The organism is Flavobacterium ranwuense (genome assembly GCF_004349315.1).
GTDB lineage: Bacteria > Bacteroidota > Bacteroidia > Flavobacteriales > Flavobacteriaceae > Flavobacterium > Flavobacterium ranwuense.
The window spans coordinates 25,527-52,483 of record NZ_SMLH01000007.1 but is presented as its reverse complement, the minus strand read 5'-3'; the positions used below and the strand labels follow the sequence as shown (position 1 = coordinate 52,483).

General features: G+C 33.5%; 21 protein-coding genes, 1 other RNA gene and 1 pseudogene. 13 read left to right on the top strand and 10 right to left on the bottom strand.

Annotated elements, in window-relative coordinates; all coding sequences use genetic code 11:
• The first annotated feature begins 212 nt into the window (after positions 1-212).
• The gene (locus E0I61_RS11970) at positions 213-635 is read left to right on the top strand and encodes a DoxX family protein (protein ID WP_132071681.1); all 423 of its coding nucleotides are present in this window, start codon (positions 213-215) and stop codon (positions 633-635) included.
• A gap of 49 nt (positions 636-684) precedes the next feature.
• Here E0I61_RS11970 and E0I61_RS11965 read toward each other — a convergent pair whose 3' ends face one another.
• Both E0I61_RS11965 and E0I61_RS11960 read right to left on the bottom strand, forming a co-directional pair.
• Positions 685-1,734 (bottom strand): AMP-binding protein, encoded by a 1,050-nt coding sequence (locus E0I61_RS11965; RefSeq protein ID WP_394346065.1) that lies wholly within the window; start codon positions 1,732-1,734, stop codon positions 685-687.
• Positions 1,735-1,772: 38 nt separating this feature from the next.
• Positions 1,773-2,684, bottom strand: coding sequence for a CPBP family intramembrane glutamic endopeptidase (locus E0I61_RS11960; protein ID WP_131995297.1), 912 nt, complete (start codon positions 2,682-2,684; stop codon positions 1,773-1,775).
• Between the two features lie 109 nt (positions 2,685-2,793).
• On the opposite strand from E0I61_RS11960, the gene arsC reads away from it, so the two are divergent.
• Both arsC and E0I61_RS11950 read left to right on the top strand, forming a co-directional pair.
• A complete protein-coding gene (gene arsC / locus E0I61_RS11955; RefSeq protein WP_132071679.1) occupies positions 2,794-3,138 on the top strand; it encodes an arsenate reductase (glutaredoxin) in 345 nt (114 codons plus the stop codon).
• Between the two features lie 105 nt (positions 3,139-3,243).
• Positions 3,244-5,685: a TonB-dependent receptor domain-containing protein gene (locus tag E0I61_RS11950; protein ID WP_317126177.1), complete on the top strand. Its 2,442-nt coding sequence runs from the start codon at positions 3,244-3,246 to the stop codon at positions 5,683-5,685.
• 112 nt (positions 5,686-5,797) lie between these two features.
• Here the strand turns inward: E0I61_RS11950 and E0I61_RS11945 are convergent, their stop codons facing one another.
• Positions 5,798-5,962, bottom strand: coding sequence for a hypothetical protein (locus E0I61_RS11945; protein ID WP_091170588.1), 165 nt, complete (start codon positions 5,960-5,962; stop codon positions 5,798-5,800).
• A 249-nt stretch (positions 5,963-6,211) separates the two neighbouring features.
• Here E0I61_RS11945 and fumC point away from each other — a divergent pair, with 249 nt between their 5' ends.
• Positions 6,212-7,609, top strand: coding sequence for a class II fumarate hydratase (gene fumC / locus E0I61_RS11940; protein ID WP_131995306.1), 1,398 nt, complete (start codon positions 6,212-6,214; stop codon positions 7,607-7,609).
• Positions 7,610-7,717: 108 nt separating this feature from the next.
• Here fumC and E0I61_RS11935 read toward each other — a convergent pair whose 3' ends face one another.
• Positions 7,718-8,719 carry an LLM class flavin-dependent oxidoreductase gene (locus E0I61_RS11935; RefSeq protein WP_132071675.1) on the bottom strand — a complete coding sequence of 334 codons (1,002 nt, stop codon included), beginning with the start codon at positions 8,717-8,719 and terminating at the stop codon, positions 7,718-7,720.
• A 176-nt stretch (positions 8,720-8,895) separates the two neighbouring features.
• Positions 8,896-10,098, bottom strand: coding sequence for an NAD(P)-dependent oxidoreductase (locus E0I61_RS11930; protein ID WP_132071673.1), 1,203 nt, complete (start codon positions 10,096-10,098; stop codon positions 8,896-8,898).
• 249 nt (positions 10,099-10,347) lie between these two features.
• Here E0I61_RS11930 and E0I61_RS11925 point away from each other — a divergent pair, with 249 nt between their 5' ends.
• Together E0I61_RS11925 and ssrA are read left to right on the top strand one after the other, a co-directional pair.
• Positions 10,348-11,547: a serine hydrolase domain-containing protein gene (locus E0I61_RS11925; protein WP_132071671.1), complete on the top strand. Its 1,200-nt coding sequence runs from the start codon at positions 10,348-10,350 to the stop codon at positions 11,545-11,547.
• Positions 11,548-11,656: 109 nt separating this feature from the next.
• Positions 11,657-12,053: a transfer-messenger RNA gene (ssrA, locus tag E0I61_RS11920) on the top strand.
• A 351-nt stretch (positions 12,054-12,404) separates the two neighbouring features.
• On the opposite strand, the pseudogene E0I61_RS16595 reads toward ssrA, so the two are convergent.
• From E0I61_RS16595 to E0I61_RS11895, 5 genes and pseudogenes are all read right to left on the bottom strand, one after another.
• Positions 12,405-12,782: pseudogene (locus tag E0I61_RS16595) on the bottom strand (DDE-type integrase/transposase/recombinase); the annotation flags it as partial.
• Positions 12,783-13,239: 457 nt separating this feature from the next.
• Entirely contained in the window at positions 13,240-14,199 is a 960-nt protein-coding gene (locus tag E0I61_RS11910) for a sulfotransferase family protein (RefSeq protein WP_132071669.1), read from the bottom strand.
• A 542-nt stretch (positions 14,200-14,741) separates the two neighbouring features.
• On the bottom strand, positions 14,742-15,275 hold the full coding sequence (gene cysC, locus E0I61_RS11905; protein WP_132071667.1) for an adenylyl-sulfate kinase: 534 nt from the start codon (positions 15,273-15,275) through the stop codon (positions 14,742-14,744).
• Between the two features lie 209 nt (positions 15,276-15,484).
• Positions 15,485-16,177, bottom strand: coding sequence for an aspartyl/asparaginyl beta-hydroxylase domain-containing protein (locus tag E0I61_RS11900; RefSeq protein WP_132071665.1), 693 nt, complete (start codon positions 16,175-16,177; stop codon positions 15,485-15,487).
• A 3-nt stretch (positions 16,178-16,180) separates the two neighbouring features.
• On the bottom strand, positions 16,181-16,690 hold the full coding sequence (locus E0I61_RS11895) for a hypothetical protein (protein WP_132071663.1): 510 nt from the start codon (positions 16,688-16,690) through the stop codon (positions 16,181-16,183).
• A gap of 159 nt (positions 16,691-16,849) precedes the next feature.
• On the opposite strand from E0I61_RS11895, the gene E0I61_RS11890 reads away from it, so the two are divergent.
• From E0I61_RS11890 to E0I61_RS11860, 7 genes are all read left to right on the top strand, one after another.
• Positions 16,850-17,404 (top strand): phage tail protein, encoded by a 555-nt coding sequence (locus tag E0I61_RS11890; RefSeq protein WP_132071661.1) that lies wholly within the window; start codon positions 16,850-16,852, stop codon positions 17,402-17,404.
• A gap of 18 nt (positions 17,405-17,422) precedes the next feature.
• Entirely contained in the window at positions 17,423-17,971 is a 549-nt protein-coding gene (locus E0I61_RS11885) for a phage tail protein (RefSeq protein WP_132071659.1), read from the top strand.
• Between the two features lie 38 nt (positions 17,972-18,009).
• Positions 18,010-19,164 carry an ABC transporter substrate-binding protein gene (locus E0I61_RS11880; RefSeq protein ID WP_132071657.1) on the top strand — a complete coding sequence of 385 codons (1,155 nt, stop codon included), beginning with the start codon at positions 18,010-18,012 and terminating at the stop codon, positions 19,162-19,164.
• A gap of 3 nt (positions 19,165-19,167) precedes the next feature.
• Positions 19,168-20,103 (top strand): methionyl-tRNA formyltransferase, encoded by a 936-nt coding sequence (locus E0I61_RS11875; RefSeq protein WP_132071655.1) that lies wholly within the window; start codon positions 19,168-19,170, stop codon positions 20,101-20,103.
• Between the two features lie 3 nt (positions 20,104-20,106).
• Complete coding sequence (locus tag E0I61_RS11870; protein ID WP_132071653.1) at positions 20,107-20,619, top strand: hypothetical protein; 513 nt, start codon at positions 20,107-20,109, stop codon at positions 20,617-20,619.
• Positions 20,620-20,642: 23 nt separating this feature from the next.
• Positions 20,643-25,616 carry an MBG domain-containing protein gene (locus tag E0I61_RS11865; protein WP_132071651.1) on the top strand — a complete coding sequence of 1,658 codons (4,974 nt, stop codon included), beginning with the start codon at positions 20,643-20,645 and terminating at the stop codon, positions 25,614-25,616.
• A gap of 70 nt (positions 25,617-25,686) precedes the next feature.
• The gene (locus E0I61_RS11860; RefSeq protein WP_132071649.1) at positions 25,687-26,520 is read left to right on the top strand and encodes a porin family protein; all 834 of its coding nucleotides are present in this window, start codon (positions 25,687-25,689) and stop codon (positions 26,518-26,520) included.
• Positions 26,521-26,957 lie beyond the last annotated feature (437 nt).

The following is a 26,957-nucleotide window of genomic DNA, read 5'->3' as shown; positions in this document are numbered from 1 at the left end:
ATTAAAATTACGAAATCATTTTTTAAAATTTAACATCTTTACTTACGCTGCAATTATAAATTAAGTTGGTATTAGTAGTAATTTATTCACAAACGCTAGATTACTATTCATTTGAATAAGAAAAATATTCGAAATTTAGTTTTCTTTAACAATTTTAAATTATTTAATTAAAAATCAGTAACTTAGTACTACATATTTTAAACTATAGTATTATGAGCAACGTAAAAAATTTAAACAAATGGGCGAATGCGCACACTTATTTAACCGTAGATTTGGTACGAATAGCACTTGGTGTATTTTTGTTTATGAAAGGAATCTCTTTTATAACGAACATCCAATATTTAAATGATCTAATATCCCCAATTGACAGAATTGGTGGTGGAATGTTTCTCATTCATTACATTGCTCCAGCGCATATGGTAGGTGGTATAATGATTGCATTTGGTTTATTGACAAGATGGGCGATAATGGCGCAACTACCTATACTGATAGGTGCTATTATAGTAAATTTCATGGGAGAAATGCATTCACAAAATTTACTTTTGGCATTACTGGTATTAGGAGTATGTGTGTTTTTCTTATTCTACGGAAGTGGAAAAAATTCAGCTGATTATTATTTTAAAATGCAACAATAATTAAATAAAAAAGCATCCATTTAGCGGATGCTTTTTACTTAAAAACAATTTATATACTTTCTACAATTTCTTTGCGTTTTATCTTCCCGTTTTCGGTTTCAATAAATTTAGAAACATAAAACACCTCTTTAGGCTTTTCATATTTGTCTAAACCATCAAAAATAGTCTCGTCTAGTATTTGTTTTTCACCTTCTATAACGATAACTAATTTTTCTCCTAAAACAGCATCTTGTTTTCCAGTTACAAAAAATCTTGAGTTAATTTTATCGGATAGCTTATCTTCAATTTTCTCCGGAATTAATTTGATTCCGCCACTATTTATTACGTTATCAATACGTCCTAAAAATACAAATTGATTTTCGCCCACCAGTTCCACTAAATCATTTGTGACAATGGACTCATCTGAAATTTTTAAAGCATCAATCACCAGACAATTTCTATCATCTTGGCTAATTTTAATATTTGGCAAAATTGAAAAAGCCTCCTCCCCTATCTTTTTGGCTGCAATATGAGTAATAGTTTCAGTCATACCATAGGTTTCATAGACTTCCGTTTTTAATTTAGAAAGTCCTTTTTCTAGTGTTTTGCTCATTTTAGCTCCTCCAATAATCAACTTTTTCACATTCTTTAATGCCGACAAAGAGTTTTGAGCTTGTAAAGGGACCAGCGCTACAAAATCATATTTGGTATCATTTTGCAACATTGGATGAGAACTTGGCGCAACAAAATCAATATCGAGACCAAGAATAAAGCTCCTCACAAACATCATTTTTCCAGCTATATATTTTGTGGGTAAGCAATGTAATACCTTATCTCCAGGTTTTAAATCGAAAAAATCACCCGTAGCAATTGCCGAATTGACCATAGCTTGTTTATCGACACGAATCAATTTAGGGGTTCCAGTTGTCCCGGAAGTATTCATTTCAATATACGATTTGTTATCAAACCAATCGAGTATAAAATCTCCCACTGATTTTTCGAACTCCTCTCCTTCTTTTATAAAACTGTACGCTACTCTGCATAAATCATTTCGATTCAGATGATATCCATTTAGTTTAAAGAGGTTGTGGACATTATGGTACTTTATTGTATCGATCATGATTCCGGTTATTTTAAATTATTGAAGCGTTTTAATGTTTAAATAGTTCCTGTTAATTTTTCTTTCCAATTAGTCCAATTGTATTTTTTACTAAAGATAAATAAAAGTATTGGGTAAATAAGAACTACCGGTACTATTACATCTAATCCCGCTGAAGGATCCGAAATGTCCTTAAAAATAGAATTAGTTTGGAACGCTGACCAATCTGATGTAACGAGTAAAGCACCAACTAAATTATTGGCTGCATGAAATCCTAAAGCCAGCTCCATTCCTTCATCCATCAACGTAATAATACCCAGAAACAAACCGGTCCCGATGTAATACACTAAAACAATATGACCAATTTTGGATACTTCAGGATTAAAAATATGCATTCCTCCAAAGATAACCGAAGTCATTAATAAAGGAAACCATTTATTCTTGGCAAGATTGGCAAATCCCTGCATCAAGTATCCCCTGAAAATATATTCTTCGGAACTGGTTTGAATAGGAATTAAAAGTACACCTATTACAACTAAAATTGCAAATGGAATTGGTTTAAAATTGACTACGAAATCGCTGGGATTAGAAAAATAAAATAGCAATGTGGAGACAATTGTAAAAATGGACCAAATCATAAAAGAAAATCCAACTCTTTTCCAATCTATTTTATCTCTCGATGTTGTTATCGAAAGCATCGTTTGTCCGTGCAAATAACGTACTACTAGCACAATGCCAACCATAATAAAAACGAATGAAATCAGTATTAAAAACAAAGTCAAATTAGGGTCAAAAAAACGCATTACAGCTTCATTACTCGTTGGATAAGGCTTTCCATTGAAAAATGCTTCATATAAGACCCCAATCAAAAGTGGCACCTGACCCACAAATGAAGCGAAAATTATTAATAACGATCCTAAAATATATTTCCAAAACTTATTTTCTGCTTTTATTCCTTGTTCTATAAACATCTATTTTTCGTTTAGTTTTTATACTGAATAAGTTTAGCAAATGTTACTTTTGTTACATCAATGATAATCCTCGATATACCAATTTACAATAACCCAATATAAATAAAATATGATACAAATATACCATAATTCACGCTGCGGAAAATCTAGAAATTGTCTGGCATTTGTAGAAAAATCAGAAAAAGAGTTTGAAGTCATCAATTATTTGACAAACCCTCCTTCATTTGAAGAGTTGTCTGCTATCATTCAAAAACTAAATATAAAACCTATTGAATTAGTTCGTCAAAAAGAAAAAATTTGGATAGAAAATTTTAAAGACCAAGAAATGAATGATAAACAAATTATTCAAGCCCTGATTTCTAATCCAATTCTAATTGAAAGACCAATTGTAATCAATGGAAATAAAGCAATTATAGGCCGTGAATTAGACAAAGTAGCAGCTTTTATTTTGTAAAACCTCGAATTTTATAATTAACATTTTTTTGTGATTTCTAGTATTAAACCAAATTCTACTTTTACAATCTAAAGTTTGTAACCAAAGTTTTTAAAAATGAAAAAAATGAAATCCGTTTTAATTCTTGTTCTCTTTTTTACTACCCTGTTCGGTTTTGCTCAACAAGGTCCAAGTCCAAAAATTAAAATTACTGGAAAAGTGCTTGAAAAAATAAGCAAGCAACCCCTTGAATACGCAACAATAACTTTTTTGATTCCCAATAATCCAAAACCAGTTGCTGGAGGTATTACAAATCCAAAAGGAGAGTTTGATATTGAGATTAAGCCCGGTATTTACGATATAAAAATTGAATTCATCTCTTTCAAACTAAATGAAATCAAACAGAAAAATCTTAAAGCAAGTACTAATTTAGGGGTAATTAGTTTAGAAGAAGATGCCAATCAATTGAATGAGGTTATTATTCGTTCCGAAAAAACAACCGTTGAAATAAAATTAGACAAAAAAGTATACAACGTAGGAAACGACCTTATGGTAAAAGGAGGAACTGTTAGTGATGTTTTAGATAACATTCCTTCAGTTGCTGTTGATGTTGAAGGAAATGTAAGTCTTCGTGGAAACGAAAACGTAAGAGTACTTATTGACGGAAAACCATCAAATGCTATTAATATTGCTGAAGCCTTGCGATTAATTCCAGCCGATGCGATTGACAAAGTAGAAGTTATTACCAATCCATCTGCAAGATATGATGCCGAAGGTGGTGGTGGTTTATTAAATATCATCTTGAAAAAAGGAAAAAACCAAGGTTTAAACGGAACTTTTATAGCTTCAACCGGATACCCTGAAACGTATGGTTTAAGCGGTACATTAAACTATAAATCAAAAAACTTTAATCTTTTTACTACTCAAGGATACAATGATCGTAGTAATCCCGGAAATGCATTTACAGATTCAAGATATTTAAATGCTGATAATACAACTCGTAATTATGTAAATGAAACTCGAGAAAACGAAAGAGACAATAAAGGATATAATGGAAACTTTGGAATGGAATGGTATCTAAGCGAGAGTCTTTCCTGGACCAATACCTTCAACTACAGAAAAAGTAATGGAATCAACGTTGATAACGTTTTCCAAAATAATTATGATGCAGGGTTTAATTATGACTATACCCGTAATCGTATCAATTTAGAAAATAGCGATAGTGAAAATGTAGAATTTGCAACAAACTTCACTAAGAAATTTAAAAAAGACGGTCATAAATTAACAATTGACGGTTCCTTCTCTACAAATGATGACATCAACGATGCTATAATTACAGACACAGCCACTAATACAAGTGTGGTGAAATTTGACAATACAATCAACAATCAAACTCAAAGCAGAAATTTACTTCAAATGGATTATGTATTGCCTTTTGGAAAAGGAAGCCAGTTTGAAGCAGGATATAGAGGCGATTTCTCAGAATTACTTACCGATTATAGCGTTGAAAATGATGGCATAATCAATAATAACTTCACAAATACATTAGAATACAAGGAGAAAGTTAATGCGATTTATACACAATATGGTGTAAAAATCAATAAATTCTCAGCCCTTTTCGGATTGCGTTTTGAGGATTCCAATATTGAAATCAATCAATTAGCAACCAATGATTTCAACAATAAAAAATACAATAATTTCTTTCCAAGTGCTTTCTTCACTTATGAAATCTCTGATAAAAGCAGCGCTTCTGTAAGCTATAGCCGAAGAATTCAAAGACCTAGAGGAAGAATGTTGAACCCATTCAGTAACTTGTCGAGTAACATTAATATTTTTGTTGGAAATCCAGATTTAGATCCTGCATTTTCAGATGCAATTGATTTTGGTTACATCAAAAGATGGGAAAAATTGACCTTCAATACTTCTTTATATGTGAATAAAACTACTGATGTTTTTCAATTTGCAAGAAGAGAATCAGGAGATTTCGTTAACGGAACACCTATCTTAATCAGTTCACCAATCAACTTGGCAACTGAATATAGAACAGGATTTGAATTTACATTAAACTATTCTCCATACAAATGGTGGAAATTAAACAGTAATTTCAATTTCTTCAGAAACGAAACTCAAGGCGATTTTACCTATACAGATTTTAACAATAATGTGATTGTACAAAATTTTGATAACGTAGCCACTTCATGGTCCACAAGACTAACCTCTAAAATTTCGTTACCCTATAAAATTGACTGGCAGACAAATGCATCCTATAATGGTCCGCAAAATAATGCACAAGGAAGAAGCTTAGGGATTTTTGCAGCAAATATAGCATTCAGTAAAGATGTCTTAAAAGATAAAGGAACACTTTCATTTAACGTTAGTGATGTATTCAATTCCAGAAAAAGAATGATGGAAAGTAATCTTCCTGGAATTGTAAGCTCTTACAGCGAAATGCAATGGAGAGAAAGACAGTTTAGCTTATCGTTCACGTATCGTTTTAACAAACCGAAAAACGAAAAAGAACAACCTAAGCGAAATCAAAATGAAAATGAAGGTGACTTTCAGGGATAAAAAAATAAGGACTCGTGAAAACGGGTCCTTTCTCTTTTTATACAAAAAGTAAAATATTAAGCATAAAAAAAGGACTCATTTTCACGAGTCCTTTTTTTATTTAACAAACAGATTAAACTGATTGTTCTTTCTTTGCTTTTCTTTCTTTATACATTTCCCATAGAGCACCGCCAATCCAATATTGAACGAAACCTACAAGAAAAAACATTAACCAAAATCCTATAGTAAGAATGGTTAAGAAAAGTAAAAAGCCTAAGTACTGTGAAAATTCAAACATGTTTTCCGGAATTTTTGAATGTAGCCACAAATGTAAGTTTAATTCTTTTTCGCACCAATAAAAAAACATAAAAACTACCAATCAATTTTTATAAAAAAGGAATTATCCGTATTTTTGAGCTCAGAATTTGGAGCTGTTTCCCGCTGTACACTCTAATCTTTTCTTTTTGGCAGCAAAAAGAAAAGGATTTCCGTTGCCATCGGGGCTAAAAACGAATTAAACTACATAATTACTTATAAATAACAACAAATGAAATTCAGAATAGAAAAAGACACCATGGGTGAAGTGCAGGTTCCTGCTGACAAGTATTGGGGCGCACAAACAGAACGTTCCAGAAATAACTTCAAAATAGGTCCATCGGCTTCCATGCCAAAAGAAATTATTGAAGGTTTTGCTTATCTTAAAAAAGCGGCGGCTTATGCCAATTGTGATTTAGGTGTTTTACCAGTCGATAAACGTGACGCTATTGGAGCTGTTTGTGACGAAATTCTAGCTGGAAAATTAGATAACGAATTTCCATTGGTGATTTGGCAAACTGGTTCAGGTACGCAAAGTAACATGAACGTAAATGAAGTTGTTGCAAATCGTGCGCAAGTATTAAAAGGATTCAACATTGGCGAAGGCGAGCAATTTATCAAAGCCAATGATGATGTAAATAAATCACAATCTTCAAACGACACCTTCCCTACCGGAATGCACATTGCAGCTTACAAAGCGGTTGTAGAAATCACGATTCCAGGTGTTGAAAAATTGAGAGATACACTTCATGCGAAAGCGGTTGAATTTAATAATGTGGTTAAAATAGGTCGTACGCATTTAATGGATGCTACACCACTTACATTAGGACAAGAAATTTCAGGATATGTAGCGCAATTGAACTACGGTTTGAAAGCAGTTAAAAATACCTTGGCACACTTATCAGAAGTAGCTTTAGGAGGAACAGCGGTAGGAACAGGATTAAATACTCCTGATGGATACGATGTAAAAGTGGCTGAATATATCGCTGAATTTACCGGACATCCATTTGTAACTGCCGAAAATAAATTTGAAGCTTTAGCTGCACACGATGCAATCGTAGAAACACACGGAGCATTAAAACAACTGGCGGTTTCATTGAATAAAATTGCCAATGATGTACGTATGTTAGCTTCAGGACCACGTTCAGGAATTGGAGAAATCCTTATTCCAGAAAATGAGCCAGGCTCTTCAATCATGCCAGGAAAAGTAAACCCAACACAATGTGAAGCATTAACGATGGTTTGCGCACAAGTTATGGGGAATGATGTTGCCATTTCTGTTGGTGGAATGCAAGGTCATTATGAATTGAATGTTTTCAAACCATTGATGGCTGCAAATTTCTTGCAATCAGCGAGATTACTTGGTGATGCTTGTATGTCTTTTGACGAACATTGCGCACAAGGTATTGAACCTAACTACAAACGTATTAAAGAATTGGTTGACAATTCATTGATGTTAGTTACGGCTTTGAATACTAAAATTGGGTACTACAAATCAGCTGAAATTGCTCAAACAGCACATAAAAACGGAACAACGCTTAAAGAAGAAGCCGTTCGTTTGGGGTATGTAACTCCGGAAGATTTTGATGCTTGGGTTAAACCAGAAGACATGGTGGGAAGCCTGAAATAATTTTTTATATTGTAGAGATGCACTGCAGTGCATCTTTACTAAATTAAAAACCCTGCAATATAAAATTGCAGGGTTTTTAACTTTTTAAAGCTATCAAACTATCAAACGCTATTTAATAGTGTCAATAACTTCTTTCATGATTCGAATGCTTTTCAATTTATCCTGATGATTAAAAATTGGACTGGTAATCATCAATTCATCAATAAGCGTATAATCAATAAACTGTTTTAATTCTAAAACTAATTTTTCTTTGCTTCCCACAAATGAACAAGAAGTCATTTGGTTTACATGAAAATGTTCTTCTTCACTCATAATTGCATCAAGGGAATCAACTGGCGGCTGTAACGGTTTTCTATCATTCCGAATCAAATTCAGAAACATTTGAGTCAAACTGGTCGATAATTTTTCGGCATCTTCGTCGGTATCGGCAGCTATCGCGTTTACACATGCCATTGTTTTGGGTTGGTCTAAATATTCCGAAGGTTCAAAATTATCACGGTAAAATTGAAATGCCTGATGCATTTGTTTCGGTGCAAAATGTCCCGCAAAGGCATACGGCAATCCATTGGCAGCAGCCAAAGCAGCGCTATCCATACTGGAACCTAAAATCCAAATGGGAACTTTAGTCCCTTCGGCAGGAAAAGCTCTCACTTTTGCAGTAGCATTATCCTCTGAGAAAAATTCCTGCAGCGCGGCAACATTTTGAGGAAATCGTTGCGATTGCTCGAAGAAATCTTTCCGAATCGCTTGTGCTGTTAAACCATCCGTTCCCGGCGCTCTTCCCAATCCTAAATCAATCCGGTTGGGATATAGTGTTTCAAGCGTACCAAATTGTTCCGCAATAATTAGCGGAGCATGATTAGGCAACATGATACCGCCTGAACCTACACGAATATTTTGGGTTTGACTGGCAATATAACCAATCAAAACAACCGTGGCAGAACTCGCTACGTGCGCCATATTATGATGTTCGGCTAACCAAAATCGTTTGTAATCTAAACTATCAGCCAGTTGCGCCAGTTCTTTTGTTTTTTGTAATGTTTCGCTTGCATTGCTATCTTCGGTAATTATCGCTAATTCTAATAGGGAAATTGGAATATTTTTAGTCATTATAAATTTTTAGTTTTGAACAAAATTAGGCATTTAGACAAACTCATTAAATTATGAGGTGTTAATTGATTTATAATATTTCAAAACCAAGCCAATTTATTTGCCTATAAATTTCCATAAAAAAAAACCTGCAACATTACATTGCAGGTTTGTCTATTATATTAAAGAAACAGCATTTACTTCCCATCTACATAATCTTGTAAATAACTAAATCTTGGAGTCAGTTTTCCTTTTTCGGTGATTTTAGCTCTTTGTAAAATCCCTTCTATATCTCCATTGAAAAATGCAGGAATTACATGCTCCATAAACATTTCTCCAAATCCTTCACTGGCATCTTTTGGCAATTCACAGGGTAAATTATCAACCGCCATAACTACAATTGCCGCAGGATGAAAAACATCAACTTCTTTATCTTCATTTGGCAAATACCCATATAAAGGTTCCGCAATTGTTGATGATCTTAGCGTGCATGCTATTGGGCCATTGACATCACAGGAAACATCTGCAACTACTTTGATTTTGCAATCTTTGGACTGTAGCATTTCACGTGAAAGAATCACCGGAGCCTCATTGGCATGAAAATGTCCCGTAATATAAATATCCGAAACTTTAGTGAATCGTTCAAAATTAGAAACATATTCCTGTGGATTATCATAAAAATCAGTGAAGTCTAATATTTGGCCGTCTTTACGTTTGTTATATTCCAATACATCAATTTGGGTGTAAACGGGTTGTGTGTAGTTTTTTGTTAAATAATTTTCGACTGAAACTTCTTTTATTTTTATGGCATCCAGAATCTCTTTTGCCCCATTACCAACTTTTCCTGTACCCGTAATCACGAATTTTAACGGTGGCAATACCAATCTTTTTAAATGTGTGATTAAAGCCTCTTTTCCTGAAAGTGTTTCTGCTTTTGGCAATTTAAATAATTCGAATTTTATTCCAAAAGCTCTTATACTATTATATGCACCTACTATTCCGGCATAACGTCCAAAACCAATTAACCTGCGATTATGAGAGTCTACAATAGTTTCATGATCGTATAAATCAATATTTTTTTCTAAAATGGTCTGCAATAACTTTCTATTGTAAGGCTGTTTTTTTATGGTATGAGAGAAAAAGAAATACGCTTTATTAGGAATTAAATTTTCTACAGGAACTTCTTTTACTCCAAATAAAACATCACAATCACTGATATCATTGGTCACTTCAATTCCTGATTCTTTATATTGTTTATCAGTAAACACGCGAATATCAGAACTTTCTACTTTTATAGAAGCACCTTGATATAGCTGTTTTAATCTAGCCAATTCATCTGGTGAGAAAATAACTCTTCTGTCAGGCGGGTTCTTTCTTTCTTTTAATATTCCGAATTTCATATTTTTTTATGCTTTTGATTTGTTTTTATTATAACTTTATTTAACTTATTTGTTACAAATATAACAATTTAAATTAAATTGCATTTATTTTTTTATTAAAATCTGCAGGCTGTAAACTACTATTCACTGATGTACAAAATGATACAAAAAATGTGATTCCTATCTACTGATAAAATAGTGTTAAGGTTTAGAAAAAACAGCGTCCAAAAAGACATTGATTCTATATATTTGCCTTCTAGCACCACAGAAATGAATTTTATAAAAAAAACAAATATACTACATATATTCCTCCTCTTTTTGGTTTTGAGTTCATGCAATAAGGAGAAAAAGAAAATAGAATTAAATGATGCCCAACTCCCAAAGAGTACATTGCCTAAGATGAAGCCGTTAAGCAAACCAGAGACAAAATTAACTGCTGAATACATTAATTCAAAAAAGGCATTGATTGACTCTTTTTATAAAAAAAACTGGCCCAATAATAGTGCAAACGGAAGCTTTCTAGTTGCTAAGAATGGTCAAATTATTTATGAAAAATATGAAGGCTACTCTAATTTTAGAGATAAAACATTAATTACTAAATCTACTCCGCTACACATTGCCTCTGTGAGTAAAGTAATTACGGCAACTGCTATTTTAAAACTAATAAATGCTAAAAGACTTGACTTAGATCAAAAGGTGAATACCATCTTGAAAGAGTTTCCGTATCCAGATGTTACGATAAAAACATTGTTAAATCACAGAAGTGGTATGCGTAATTATGCCTACTTCACGGATCGTGACAAAACTATTTGGGATAGGCACAACATACTTACCAATCAAGATATCCTGACTATCATGGCTACAAAAGACATTGGTTTAGAATTTAAAACCGATACTCGTTTTAGTTATTGCAATACTAATTATGTCATGTTGGCATTAATAATTGAAAAAACCACAAAGCTCCCTTACAAAGAGGCTATGAAACAGATTATTTTTGAACCATTAGGCATGAAAAATACGTATGTTTTTGACTATGAAAGGGATAAAGATACTGCTGTTACTTCCTATAAAGGAAATAAAGTAGAGATAGGGAAAGATTACTTAGATGAGGTTTATGGAGATAAAAATATCTACTCTACACCGCGTGATTTATTAAAATTTGACAGAGCGAGAAATAGTTCCGATTTTTTAACGCCTGAGCTTCAAAGTCAAGTATACAAAGGATATAGCAATGAGCGCAAAGGCACTAAAAACTATGGTCTTGGCATTAGAATGGTCAATTGGGAGACAGGGCAAAATTTTTATTTCCACAACGGTTGGTGGCATGGTAACACGTCGGCTTATATTACTTTAAGAAAAGAAAGCGTTACCATTATTGCACTATCCAATAAATTTACCCGAAAAACATATGACGTTAGGAAGTTAGCCGTTTTATTTGGGGACTATCCGTTCAAATTAAAAGACGAATAAAAAAAGGAATGATTTTTGAAATAGAGTTGGTAGTTTAGCACTACTAATTAAAGTTTAAAAGTGTACATTTGCAAATTCAAAATTCAAGTTTGGATTTTGAAATAAAAAAGGGGTCGACTGGTTTTGACAGCAAGTCGAATTGAGAAGTAAGCACGTCGAGAACTGGGACAATTCTCGTTAATAAAAGGTTTCAAAACACATACACGGCGAAGGAAACTACGCTCTTGCTGCATAATCTGAATCATAGTAAGATTAGCCTCGTTCCTATCAGATAGGAAAGCAGGATTTACCTCGAAAGCTTTGGTTTATAGCGGTCGATAAAGGTGAATCGTAAATTTAAACCTAGATTTCCATAAGCTTCGGGTGGATTTTGAAATTAAGAAGATAAGTCTTGTGCGACTGTTTCTGGTCAAACACAAGATCGAAAATCTAATCAGGAAATAAACGTGTAGAAAGCTTTTTAGTTGCTTGTTTGGACCCGGGTTCGATTCCCGGCGACTCCACTAATTCATTTTCAATTGAAACCAAAAGCCTGTAAATCCTAAGATTTACAGGCTTTTTCGTTTTTATTAATTTCAAAAATCATCATTAAATCATAATCGTAAGGACGCTTATTCGGTTACCCTAGAAAAATAATTTTTAGGTACCCGAATTTCAAACAAGACCTTATTTAACAAGTAGTTTGAATAATGAACATCTTGACAATAGAAAATTTATAATCTAATTTAATAATCTTCAAAAGTCACCACATTATAAAAAACAAAATTGCAATACTTTTTTTATACAAAAAGTTCTAGGGCATTAAAAAGCGGTTTACTGCCAATTTATTGGTTCAGTCGCAGCTATCGATTACAAATCTACTTATTAGTGCTTTCGGTGGGATATGCTACCAATGAACAGAAAGATTTAAATATAGTTATACCAGGATTAATCATCTGTTTCTTTCTTAACATATGTACAACTTCAATTCCACTTAACGTTCTTTTAGCTGATTCAAAATCTTTAAATCCTAATCCATTTAGAGTTCTCCACTTGATAAAACGATGATCTTGGTCAACAATGTTGTTCAAGTATTTACATTGCCGGATCACTATTTTAGAAAACGAACGCTGATTATAAACTCTTATAGCACCTATGTTTGATCTCCTTTTATCAATATTTATTACTCCTGGTTTACCATTATTACCAATTGCCTTAATTAAAAAAGATTGGGCACTCATCCTTTGTTTTCTCCTGGTTAATAGGAATCAACTGTATTACCTGATTTATCAACTGCTCTATACAAATAACATCATTTACCCTTAACCTTTATATAGGTTTCATCCATTCTCCAATTTTCCCCAATTCTTAGTTTTCGTTTTTTCATTTGCGCCTCGATAAAAGGACTAAACTTGTACACCAACGCTGAATTGTCGCATGGTCAACCTGAACTCCCCTCATTTTCATTATTTCCTCAACATCTCGATAGCTTAACGTAAACCTGAGTTTGAAATATACAGCTTGAAGAATAATAGATTTTGGGTAGCAGTCACCTTTGATATTCATGGATCGAATGTTTTAAAGCCCCAAAGATAAAAAGTTATTATCAGATGCGAAAGAGCCCTCTCAAGATGCTTTACCAGATATAGATTACGGGTCTGTTAATTTCTATAATCCTAAAGCATAAAAATATAGCACGTAATTTTTTACAAACTAAACACTATCAATAGTACTGTTCAATTTTTCATGCAAGATTTTAAGTTGCTTAAAATCTACGACCAAAGCTTCATCTGTAAAAAAATCCCCCTTGAAAACGGTATTTACATTTTTAGAATGCTTTTTTAAACGTTCAAACATTTGAATAACTTCATCATTTGAATATTCAATTTTAACAAAAGATATAAATCTCTCCAAAACAGATTTCATTCCATCATTATAATTGCACAATAAAACGTTTTTATCTGTTGCATAAAAATCAATTAAAGCCTGAAAATATTTTTCCAGAACCAATGCACCATACTGTTTAAAGCCAATTTCCTTAATTGTATGTGTGGTAATCCCAAAAATTCTAGGTGCTAATACGCCCGGAACCATATGCATTCCTATCATTTTTTGATGAGATTTTAAAACCTCTGTTGGTTCTCGATAAAGCAACATAAAAGGTAATTCAGGAAAGATTGACCTCAACTGAACAGCATTAAATATATGCCACGCATCCAACTTTATAATTAAATTTTTTTGTTGCGGAAATCGTTCTTGACCTAAGAGCATTATTACGGCCTTAATAAGAACATCCTTTTCGTCGAAATCAAAAATATCACTTTGCAAAATTTGATCTATAATGGGCGCTTCAGAAATCATTATATTTTCTGAGGATGTAACTAAAGACTGACTCAACATTGTAGAGCCACATCGTGAAACATGAAATACTAACGATTTTAATTCAACAGAAATTAATTCCTTAGACCAATCCACGAGATTCTCCACAGTACTTAGTACTCTCACTACTTTTGAATTATATGGATGGCTTTTACATTTAGAAATAGTTTCATCAAAAAAAGGATCTGTATATTCTCTTCCTCCCAAATAGATCCATTCAAAATATACCTGATTATCTTTTTCAATTAACTTATAAGGAATCCAATGTAAAAGAGGATGATTTGTGTTTTCCATTTTATAAAATCTATTTAGCTTGCAGTCTTACTATAAGTTCGGCATTTATGTCCGATTGTATTCGATAAAGTTCAGCAATAATTTATTGTTTTACGTCGTATGAAGCAGGTCCTATTATTCCACTTCTGAATCTAACCGAAGTACCCTTCCAGCTTCTTTTTTACATTGAAACCAATTTTTAATTTCTGTGAAAAAAGACAACAATCAAGAACACCAGTATTAAAGTATTCTTCATTTCCAAAAGATAAAATATCATTTATCTTAACAGAAACTGATCTTAAGAAAATACAGTCCAATCACCTTCATATCGCGCTGCATTGAAATGGGGAGCTGAAAAATCATGTTCACCTACAGCTAAGTCCCTTTGCAATTTATCGATCGAAAAGTAAATTGGGAATTTGTCAGAAAAAAAATTCATATTCTTTTTAAAAAATTAAATTAAAAATTATGCCTTTTGCAATGTAAATATACAAATCTTACAAAAGCTTTGTCATCAAAAAAAAATTGGAAATTTTTTGATTCAGGAACGCAATTTTTAAAAATTAAGAACAATTATGTAAATTTTGAATGATAAAATTGTACAGTTTATCAGTTGATAAAGATACTGTATCAAAATCGGTTTTTATTACTAAGTCTGCTCTTGAAGGAATCTCAAAAACATCACTTATTCCCGTAAAATTATTTATTTTACTACTATCATGATCTGGCAGTAATGCTCTTTTATACAATCCTTTAGAATCTCTATTGATCAAATTTTCTATAGAACAGTCCAAAAATACAGTTCTAACAAATTTATGCACTCTCAATTCCTCTCGTAGGCTTTCGTATGGATTAATTACGGACATCAAAACAATAGTATCTGCTTCAACAAAATCTCTTGCTACATTAAAAAGACGTCTAATGTTTTCGCATCTATCCTGTTTTGAGAATCCTAAATCTTTACAAATAGTTTTTCGATAAACATCACCATCAATCACTTCGGCTTTATAGCCTTCTGTTACTAACAAATGATGAACATTTTCAGCTAATGTTGTTTTACCCGAGCCAGATAAGCCCGTAAATTGTATAAGTATCATCCTACGAATAAATTTTCATTATCAAAAAAAATTGATTATTTACAACACTATTTTTTTAACATATTCAAAAAACATTCGAATATACAACTTTATAATACTTAGTTTTTGTTTTCGAAAAATTAAAAAAACATTAATTTCTATTTCTCTTTTATAAATTCGGTTATTACAAAACAACCGATATTAGGTCAATCTTATTCGCTACCAATAAATCACTTCTCCAAATTCTTGATAAGTTCATTAGCTATTGGTAAATTCATTTTTACTAATTCAGCTATTATAAGTTTTTTTTGATCTGCATCAATAGCAGGGACAGTTTTTACGAATTCATTGATTGAAGCTTCTCTAAAAAATAATTGATCCGTCCATTCATTTCTAACGCCATCGATAACCAAATGGATGCGATCTTTATCCCCGCCATTTTTCACGGAATGTAAAAAATTAGCATTAAAATACCAGCATTCTCCAGGATTCATGGTTAACCGCTGGTCGTCCAAAATAAATTCAACCTCTGGGTTCGTGATTATTGGAATGTGCAATCGAAACACGCCATCTTCATAACCTAAACAATGATCTCTATGCGGTTTTACTTCTGCTCCTGAACCAAGATTTAACAACCGAACAGCTATCTTTTCAAATAAAAAACCATCAAGAATTTCTTTGAAATAGTCACAGAAATCTAAGGCATCAGTAGGCATAAACTCTTCTGCACTATTAGACAAAGCAACAATATTACCTGACTTTCCTCCATTTGACATTAAAGCTATAGAGGTCCACTTTCCATTATAATCGTTAGAATTATAGTGGTCTACCCACTTTCTTTTTAGTACTTTATTGGTATCTAGCAATAAGCGTTCTTTATTAAAAACAAAAGGAAATTTTATTGATCGTACTAGTTTATCCATAATTTAATCTCTTATCCATTTTTGCATAACTGGAAAAGCTTCCTTTCCTTCTAAATGAGCTCTTTTGTCTCCTAAAGCTAATCCAGCCCATTCTAAAAAAGGTAAGCCAATGTAATTTGCGTTTGTGAAATTTGAAATAAACCATTCTGAATTTCCTTTATAACCGTTTGAGTGAAATACGAATGAAGGGTCGAGATTTAAATAAGTGAGAGCAGCATAAGACCACAGGATTGCTGCAATTTCTTCACCTTGTGTAGGCCATTCTTCATTATTGATGTTAGTATCAATCATTTTTCGGCTTTCTCCATCTGTAACAGCCAAATGGCCAGCTTCGTGTAGCAAATCGCCTGGATTTTTTAATTTTTCAAAATCTACATAGATACCATGGGTCGCTAGGGCAAGGCCTGGTAAAAAAGTGGTCGAATCTAATTCTTTTTCGATGATTTGAATTCCTATTTTTTCTAAAAATTGCAAAACTCTCGTTGTTTCTAAGATGTTTTTCCTGGTTGACATGCCTATTATTAAAAGATGATTGACTGATTGTTAGGTGTTTAATAAATATTGTCCTGTGATTAAAAATCATCTATTACAATGTAAGCAATATATTATATATTTTCATATATTTACTTTTTTTAACATAAAATAATTATGAAAACTTTTAAATAAGAAAATATGTCAACAGAACCATTTATAGGTGAAATTAAAATTTTAGGATTCAACTTTGCTCCTAGAGGCTACGCGACTTGTCAGGGGCAAATTCTATCAATAGCACAGAATACTGCTCTTTTTTCTTTACTAGGAACAACTTATGGAGGGAATGGTCAAACCACTTTTGCTCTTCCTGACTTACAAGGACGTGTGGCAAAAAGCCAAGGTCAAGGACCTGGTCTTCCTAATTATGTGATGGGACAAGTAGGAGGAAATACATCAGTAAATATATTGGTATCAAATATGCCTGCTCATGTTCACCCTGCAACTGGAATCACGGCAAATCTTCCTGTGGCTAGTGGAGTTGGTAACTCCAGTTCTCCTGTAGGAAATTATCTGGCTCAAGCCCCTATGGATATGTATTCTACTGCAGCTACACCTAGTAAAAACTACGGAACTATAGCAGCTTCTGGAGCAACAGGAAGCGCGGGATCATCAATTCCTCTTGATATAGAAAACCCTTATTTAGTAGTTAATTATTCGATCGCTATAGAAGGAATATTTCCAAGTAGAAATTAATAACTTAAAACAAGAAAGATGTCTACAGAACCATTTATAGGTGAGATTAAAATTTTAGGCTTCAATTTTTCTCCTAGAGGCTACATGGATTGTAGGGGACAAATTCTATCAATAGCTCAAAATACAGCATTGTTTTCTTTATTGGGAACTTATTATGGAGGAAATGGACAGACAACATTTGCTCTGCCGAATTTGCAAGGTCGAATGCCAATTGGACAAGGTCAAGGACCTGGACTTCCAAGTCATGTTCTAGGAGAGGTTTCTGGAGTAACGAGTACAACTATATTACAATCAAATATGCCGGCACATGTGCACCCCGCTACAGGAATTTCTATTAGTGTTCCAGCTTCTGAAGGAGGAGCAGATACAGATAGTCCCACAAATGCAGTTTTGGCTAATGCTATACCAGGATTTTATGCGAGTGGGACAAATGGTTCTGCAGCTCCCATAGTAGCTTCTGGAGTAACAACTGTCACTGGATCATCAATGCCTATTGGTATAGAGAATCCATATTTAACATTAAACTATTCTATAGCTACACAAGGGATATTCCCAAGCAGAAACTAGTTTGAAGAATATTTCATAAATATAACAAAATTAATATTATGCCCAAAATTGGAGTTTTATTGCCTCGTTCAACCTATTATGAAACAATTGGTTTTGATTTATTTGAGGGGCTTCGTTCGGGCTTAAACCTTTATGGATTTCAGGATGTTAAGATAGTTACTGAAAATATTGGTTTCGGGAGTGATAAACAACAATGTTATCGAAGTGCTGAAAAATTATTATTAGAAGAAAATGTAACGATGGTAATTGCCTATATAGGTCAGAGAATGGCTCAATTGCTTCGTCCTCTTTTTTTAGCGGCTAATAAAATTCTTATTGTTCTAGACTCAGGAGCTAATTTGCCCACGGAATACCCTTCTTGTCCAAATATTATATATCATTCCTTGCAAAACTCATTAGGAGCTTGGCTTTCGTCTAAACAGGCAACTGAAGACGGTTATTTTTCAGCAGGAATGGTTACAGGATATTATGACGGTGGCTACCTCCAGACTTATAGTTTGTGTAATAGTTTTGAACAAGCAGGAGGTCAGATTTGTTTTAATCACGCCACAGGATATAAAGAAAATGATTTTACTATGGAACCATTAAAAAATTATTTGGACGAATTTCCAAAGAGTGCTCTTTTGAGTCTTTTTAGTGGCGATTATGTGCAATGGTATTTTTCAGGGATTAAAGATTGGATTTCTGATAAAAAAACAACTATTTATCTTTCCCCTTTTGGTGTAGAAGAAACAATGTTGCAAAAGGCAGTTTTTCCAAATTGTAAAATAAAGGGTGTTGCTGCTTGGTCTAAAAATATAGATTCTCAAGAAAACGATTTGTTTGTTAATACTATTAAAAAAGCAGGAAGAACTCCTAATTTATTTTCATTATTGGCATGGGAAAGTGCACAAATAATAATACAGGTCTTTGACCTTTTAAACAAAAATGAGAATAATAGTGCCCAGACAATTTCAGATTTATTAAGTTTTGAGTTTGTTGGTCCAAGAGGAAAAGTCAGTTTTAATTCAAAAACAAATACATCAGTCGCACCATTATATGAAGTAGAAATTGTTCTTAATGAAGAAGACGGGATGTGTAAAGTTAATTTGCTTTCAGAAATAAAGGATACAAAGAAAGCTTTTGAATTACTAAGCGAACTAGAAATAGGTTTAGCAACTTCAGCATGGTATAATAGTTATGTGTGCGTATAGCTTATGAGTAGTCAAAAAAAAATAGTAATCTTATGTGGGGGTAAATTTGCTTTCAAAGCGCTACAACTATTAGCTTTTGAAAATTATTTATGCGGAATTGGAATTGGAAAAAGTTCTAGTCTGGTCATTGAAGCATTGGAAACGGAGTCAGAAAATAACAATTTGGATTTCAAATCTTTTCCAGACAAAAAAAGCATATCAGAAATGAAATCATGGATTGAAAAATTGAAGCCTGATTTTATTTTTTCGATAAGCTTTCCTTTTTTGATTCCTGAAAATGTTCTTTCTTACGGTAAGGAAAAATTTATCAATTTTCATCCTGGTCCATTACCCCAATATCGTGGTCCAATGCCAATTTTTGAAGTCCTTAAAAATCAAGAGAAATTTACGGCAATCAGTGTCCATTTCATGGATTCGAAATATGATGAAGGTCCTGTTATTTTTAAAGAACTTTTAAAAGTTGAGCAAGATGATACCTATGGAAAGTTAGCCGTTAAACTGAGTAATCACGCAGCTCAAGTTGCATTAAATATGGCTAATATGGTTCAATTTGCGGGAAAAATACCAAGTTCCATACAAGAATCGAAAGATGCGTATTATTTCGAAAAACCAGAGTTTTCAGATACCTGTATAAAATGGAAAAACATGACCGCTGACGAAATAATAGCGTTAATAAATTCATGTAATCCATGGAATACTGGAGCAGATACTTCATTTCAAGGTGAGCATATTAAAATTATTGTAGCCTCTCTTTATAATCAATCTCATCAAAATACAAAGCCAGGGACAATCCTAGCGATAACTGAAGATGGGAATATTACTGTTGCTTGTTCAGATGACAAACAAGTTTCTATTGAGGTATTAAAAACAGATATTGGAATAATTACTGCAAAACAATTCAATTTTCAAGAAAATATTTTAGGAAAAAAATTTAGATAAATTATGAAAAGAAGACAATTCGTTAAAAGCACAGCTATTTTCACTACTGGGGCTTTGGTTTTTTCAGAGACTGAAATTCACGCTTCGATAAGTAAAAAAGAATCAGATGTTTTAGATTTAAAGCCGCTTGTCAATTCGAAAGACAAAATTTCAATTAATGGCTTCGTTAGGGATTTTGAAACTCTTCAGCCAATTACTAATGCTAAGATGAATGTGTCAGTAAAAAGAAATAGGTTTTTCCCCACGTACAGAGAACTAAATTCAAAAAATGGTTCCTATACAATAAATTCTGGTTTCACTAATTCGGGTAAAATTTCTGAAAAACTAGAGATAAAAATTATTGCGGATGGTTACAAGACTTATATAGGTTATCTCTATTTAACTAAAAATGGATGTAATTTGCATAGCAGTGAATGGGATTATAATCCTAAGTTTAATCCTGAATACTGTCCTAAAAACAATAAGTCATTTGATGAGACAACGTCAAAATTTAACTTTCATTTAATAAAAGAATAAATCATTTAAAAAATCAATTGCTTATGAAAAAGAACTTTACTTTTATTTTAATGTGGTTACTTTTTGTTTTTTCATTAAATACTAGAGCACAAACGCAATTTTGGAGTGAAACATTTGAAACAGTTCCCTCAAGTGGAACCAGAACCCCACAAGGAACAGGTGGAACTGGGACTCCTGCAACAAGTTATTTTAAACTAACCGATGGTTCAAATGTTTCGCAAGTTGTTACTTTTTCAGGTAAAGAAGGCAGTAATTACTGGGCTGGAGAAGATCATAACGTTACAGGAACTGGACTTCCGTCAGCAGGAGCTGGTACTGATGATCCTTTAAATGAGCTTCAAATTAATTGGACTGGAATTAACATTACCGGTAAGTCAGGATTAAGTTTTAAAGGCCTTTTTGCTGCAAATAGTACAAGCCAAGCTTGGGATAACAAACAAGCTTGTTTGTCAGGAGTTGCAACAACAAATACGGATTATATTATCGTAGAGTATCAAATTGACGGAGGAGCATGGACAAATCTTACTCGCTTTTATAACAAAGGGAGCGCCAGTGGACTTGGACAAACTTGGAAAAATTTATATGAAGATACTGATAATAATGGATGTGGTGATGGTACCATGTTAGCTGATACTTTTGGTGAATTTACTAAAACTATTAGTGGAACAGGTTCAACAATGGCTATACGCATACGTGTCTATTCAGAAGGAAATAATGAAGAATGGGGTATTGATAATTTTAGATTATTTGAAATCGCTGTAACGGCTCCAACAGTTTCTACAGGAGGTAATACCCCGTCTTATACCACTGCTTCATTAGCAGGTACAGTAAATGATAATAATGCCAATACAACGGTAACCTTTGATTGGGGAGTATCTACATTGTATGGTGCATCTGTAGCTGGATCTCCAAACACAATTGCTGCAGGTATAGGCAGTACCGCAATTACAGGAAGTTTAATCGGCCTTACACCAGGTACTACTTATCATTATCGCATAAAAGGTGTAAACGGTATAGGTACATCAAATGGTAGTGATGGAACATTCACAACGCTTTCTTTGCCAACCATATCAACAGCTGTACCTACAATTATTGCTGCAACTTCGGCTGTATTAGGAGGTAATGTTTCGTCAGCTGGTAGTTCTGTAGTTTCAGAGCGTGGTGTTGTTTATGCATTAACAACAAATCCAACTACATCAAATACCAAAGCTTTAGTAGGTAGTGGAACAGGTATCTTTTCAGGAACAGTTAGTGGGTTTGAATCTTCAACAGTATATTATGTAAGAGCTTATGCTACTAATGCTGGGGGAACGAGTTATGGTCTTCAACAAACTTTTACCACAACATCACCTACAATAACAGCAGGCAACACTTTTCCGTCTGCATTAAGTACCACTTATGGAGTGCCATCTACTTCAACCAGTATTGCTGTTTCGGGTACTGAATTATCAGCAGGTATTACTGCCACTCCATCATTAACTGCTAATTTTGAGGTAAGTTCTGATGGTACTACTTACGGTTCATCTGCTACCATAGGTAGTTCTGGTACGGTATCAGGTACAGTTTATGTTAGGTTAAAAGCAAATGCGCCTGCAGGGACTAATATTACCGGGAACGTAACTTTAACCAGTACAGATGCTAACAGTCCTGTTATAACCATACCATCGAGTACGGTTTCGACAGCTACTTTAACTTATGTAGCAGATTTAAAATCTAAGATTTATGGTGCTGCTGTTCCAGCCTTAACAGGAACAGTAACAGGTTTTGTGAATTCAGAGAATATAGGCACTGCAACAACAGGTACTTTTAGTTTTTCTACTTTGGCTGCGCCAAGTAGTGCTGTAGGTTCCTATGCAATTACAGGTGGAGGATTAAGTGCTGTAAACTATGATTTTGTACAGTCAGCTGCAAATACAACAGCTTTAACAATAACCCAAAGAGCGGTTACGGTAACTGCTAATGCAACACAATCTAAAACTTATGGTAATGTTGATCCAACTTTAACTTATACAGTTGGTGGATCGGGCTTAGTTTCTCCAGATGTATTTACCGGTAGTTTAAGCCGTGCAGCAGGAGAGAATGTAGGGAACTACGCTATCACGCAGGGTACACTTGCAGCTAATGGGAACTACGCGGTAACCTTTACACCGGGAACTACTTTTGCCATTAACCAAAGAGCTATAACGGTAACAGCTAATGCAGCACAATCTAAAACTTATGGTAATGTTGATCCAACTTTAACTTATACAGTTGGTGGATCGGGCTTAGTTTCTCCAGATGTATTTACCGGTAGTTTAAGCCGTGCAGCAGGAGAGAATGTAGGTAACTACGTCATCACGCAGGGTACACTTGCAGCTAATGGGAACTACGCGGTAACCTTTACACCGGGAACTACTTTTGCCATTAACCAAAGAGCTATAACGGTAACAGCTAATGCAGCACAATCTAAAACTTATGGTAATGTTGATCCAACTTTAACTTATACAGTTGGTGGATCAGATTTAGCCTTTGCAGATACTTTTAGCGGAAGTTTATCTCGTGCTGCAGGAGAGGACGTAGGTAACTACGCCATTACACAAGGTACGTTTGCTGCTAGTGGTAATTATAACTTAACTTTTACATCTGGTACTACTTTTGCCATTAACCAAAGAGCAGTTACGGTAACAGCTAATACAGCACAATCTAAAACTTATGGTAATGTTGATCCAACTTTAACTTATACAGTTGGAGGATCAGATTTAGCCTTTACAGATACTTTTAGCGGAAGTTTATCTCGTGCTGCAGGAGAGGACGTAGGTAACTACGCCATTACACAAGGAAGTTTGAGTGCAGGTTCAAATTATACCATTAGTTATGTCAGTAAAGATTTTTCTGTTACAGCAAAAGCTATAACGGTTACAGCCACTGCATCACAAACGAAAGTTTATGGAACAACTGATCCTATTTTTGCTTATTCGGTTTCACCGAGTTTAGTTGGAAGCGATACGTTTACAGGAGCTTTAACAAGAGCTGCAGGAGAGAATATCGGAACTTATGCTATTGCACAAGGAAGTTTGAGTGCAGGTTCAAATTATACCATTAGTTATGTCAGTAAAGATTTTTCTGTTACAGCAAAAGGTATAACGGTTACAGCCACTGCACCAACGAAAGTTTATGGAACAACTGATCCTATTTTTGCTTATTCGGTTTCACCGACTTTAGTAGGAAGCGATACGTTTACAGGAGCTTTAACAAGAGCTGCAGGAGAGAATATCGGAACTTATGCTATTACACAAGGAAGTTTGAGTGCAGGTTCAAATTATACCATTAGTTATGTCAGTAAAGATTTTTCTGTTACAGCAAAAGCTATAACGGTTACAGCAACTGCAACACAAACGAAAGTTTATGGAACAACTGATCCTATTTTTGCTTATTCGGTTTCACCGAGTTTAGTAGGAAGCGATACGTTTACAGGAGCTTTAACAAGAGCTGCAGGAGAGAACATAGGAACTTATGCTATTGCACAAGGAAGTTTGAGTGCAGGTTCTAATTATACCATTAGTTATGCTAGTAAAGATTTTGCTATCACAGCCAAGCCAATTACAGTTACTGCTGCTGCTTCTCAAACGAAAGTGTATGGTACTGTTGATTCTGTTTTTGCTTATACAGTTTCACCAAGTTTAGTAGGAAGCGATACGTTTACAGGAGCTTTAACGAGAGTTGCTGGAGAGAATATCGGAGCTTATGCTATTGCACAAGGGAGTTTGAGTGCAGGTTCAAATTATACTATTAATTATGTAAGTAAAGATTTTTCTGTTACAGCCAAGCCAATTACAGTAACAGCTAATACTTCACAGACAAAAGTTTATGGTAGTGTTAATCCTATTTTGACGTATTCATTTACATCAAGTTTAGTAAGTGGAGATTCATTTACTGGATCTTTAACAAGGGTGACTGGAGAGAATGTAGGAACTTATGCTATTACACAAGGAAGTTTGAGTGCAGGTTCAAATTATACCATTAGTTATATTAGTAAAGGCTTTACTATCACAGCCAAGCCAATTACAGTAACAGCTAATGCTTCACAGACAAAAGTTTATGGTGCTGCTAATCCTACTTTGGCGTATTCATTTTTACCAAGTTTAGTAAGTGGAGATTCATTTACAGGAGCTTTGGCAAGAGTTTCTGGAGAGAATGTAGGCACTTATGCTATTACACAAGGCAGTTTAAGTGCGGGTTCAAATTATAGTACTACTTATATTGGTGATAACTTTATCATTACTAAGGCAGATCAGACAATTACTTGGGGTCAAACTTTGGGACTAGGTTGTGATGGAGAAACGACAGTTATCTTAACGGCTATTTCTAGTAGTGGTTTGCCTGTAAGTTATTCTTCTTCTAATAGTAATATTGTAACAATTTCAAATGATTTATTAGTCTTCAAGAATTACGGTTCTGCAACTATAACTGCCTCACAAGGGGGCAATAATAATTATAATGCTGCTCCAATAGTAGTGTTGCCAGTTGTAAACAGTCAACCAAATTTAATTAGGAAACAGTTTGAAAATATTATCTTCTTTGACAATAGTTCTAAAAATTTTAAATCCTATACTTGGTATAAAAATGGAGTTTTAGTTCCAAGTCAAACTGCTCAATTTTTTAAAGAAAGTGGAGCTTTAAATGGAACTTATTATGCAGTCGCAACAAAATTAGACGGAACATTAATTAATACTTGTCTATTAATTTTATCTCCAACAGTAGAAGAGGAATATATAAAAATTATCCCTAATCCAGTTAAAACCAATTCAAGTTATGAACTTATTACAAATGTGTCTTCTTCAAGATTGCAGAATGCGCATATTGAAGTATATAGCGTAGGCGGATTGCTGATTGAGAATAGAGTCACCAGTGAAAATAAAGTAACTTTAGAAGCTCCAATGTCTGAGGGTATTTATATTGTTAAAATGACTTTAGCAAATGGTAAATATTTTACAAAAAATCTTCTAGTTAAAAATTAAATAATTAAGAGTATGAAATCCTCATTTGGTATAAATGAGGATGGATTATTCTATTGCAAAAAATATAAGTATGAAATTTAATATTAAAAACATAATAGGGACTTCAGCCTTTCTAATTTCTCAAGGAATCGCTGCTCAGTTTTATATAGGTGTACAAACAGGAATAGGGAATATTCAAAGTGATGTTAAAGGAACCACAGCAGGTAATAGACTTGGGGGAGCATTAAAAACGGGTTATGTCTATTCTTTAACAAATCATATCGGAATCGGGACCGGAGTAGAATTTTCTCAATATAAACAAGAAGTTTATCTGACTAATTCATCAGAGACACTGACTAATTATGAGGTTGATCCTTCATCTTCTGCATTTGCATATAACGTTACGACAACTAATTATAATGAAAAGCAGACACTTCATTCAATTCAAATTCCGCTTTTTTTGCAGTATAAAACAAATATAAACAAAGGAGTCGATTTTAATTTCAGAGCTGGAGCCAAATACTTTTTGCCCGTAAATTATAAAATTAAAGCATCTGCAAATTATGTTAATGGTACTGCTTATTACCCAGATGTTAATCTGAATATTTCTGATTTGCCAGAATACGGTTTTGGAAGTTATGATAATTATACAGCTTCCGGTGAGTACCAAACTAAGGGTATCATAATGAGCATGTTTGAATTAGGTTTTACATTTGATATGGGAGTAAACAATGCATTGTATGCAGCGATGTTTCTTGAAAATGGATATGGTTCTATTCTCGACCTAGACAATGACGAGTCTTATATAGGTTATAATCCAACTTCTGTTGTAGAAAGAAAAGCTAACGGATTGTATAGTACTGATAAAAATGCTAAAATTCAACCTGTAGCATTTGGTATAACATTAGGGTGGAATTTTAAATAATTCCGATTTTAAAATTGGTATTGAAGGTCTTGATTAATAATCAAGACCTTTTTTTTATAACTTCTCTTTTTAATCAATATTTTCATCCTAAAAACAAATCATTAAAGTAGACAAATTAACAGTAATTAATTTTCTGTAATTCAACTTAAATTTTTAATATTAAGCGTAATGATTACTTAATTTTCACATCATCGTCAACCAATTTTGGTTTAGTAGCCATCCTTTAAAAACCAAATTAAATATATGTTGTGGTTTGAATCCAGTCAAGGTCACGAGAATAACTAATAGAATTAAGAGCAATAAGAAGTTCGAAACATTGCACCTATCGAATTAAAAATATCTTAAAGAACCATTAAAAAATATTATAAATGAATACAAAATTTTATACATTTACATCAACCACTGGATTAATGAGTTCTTAAAAAATAATATCACAG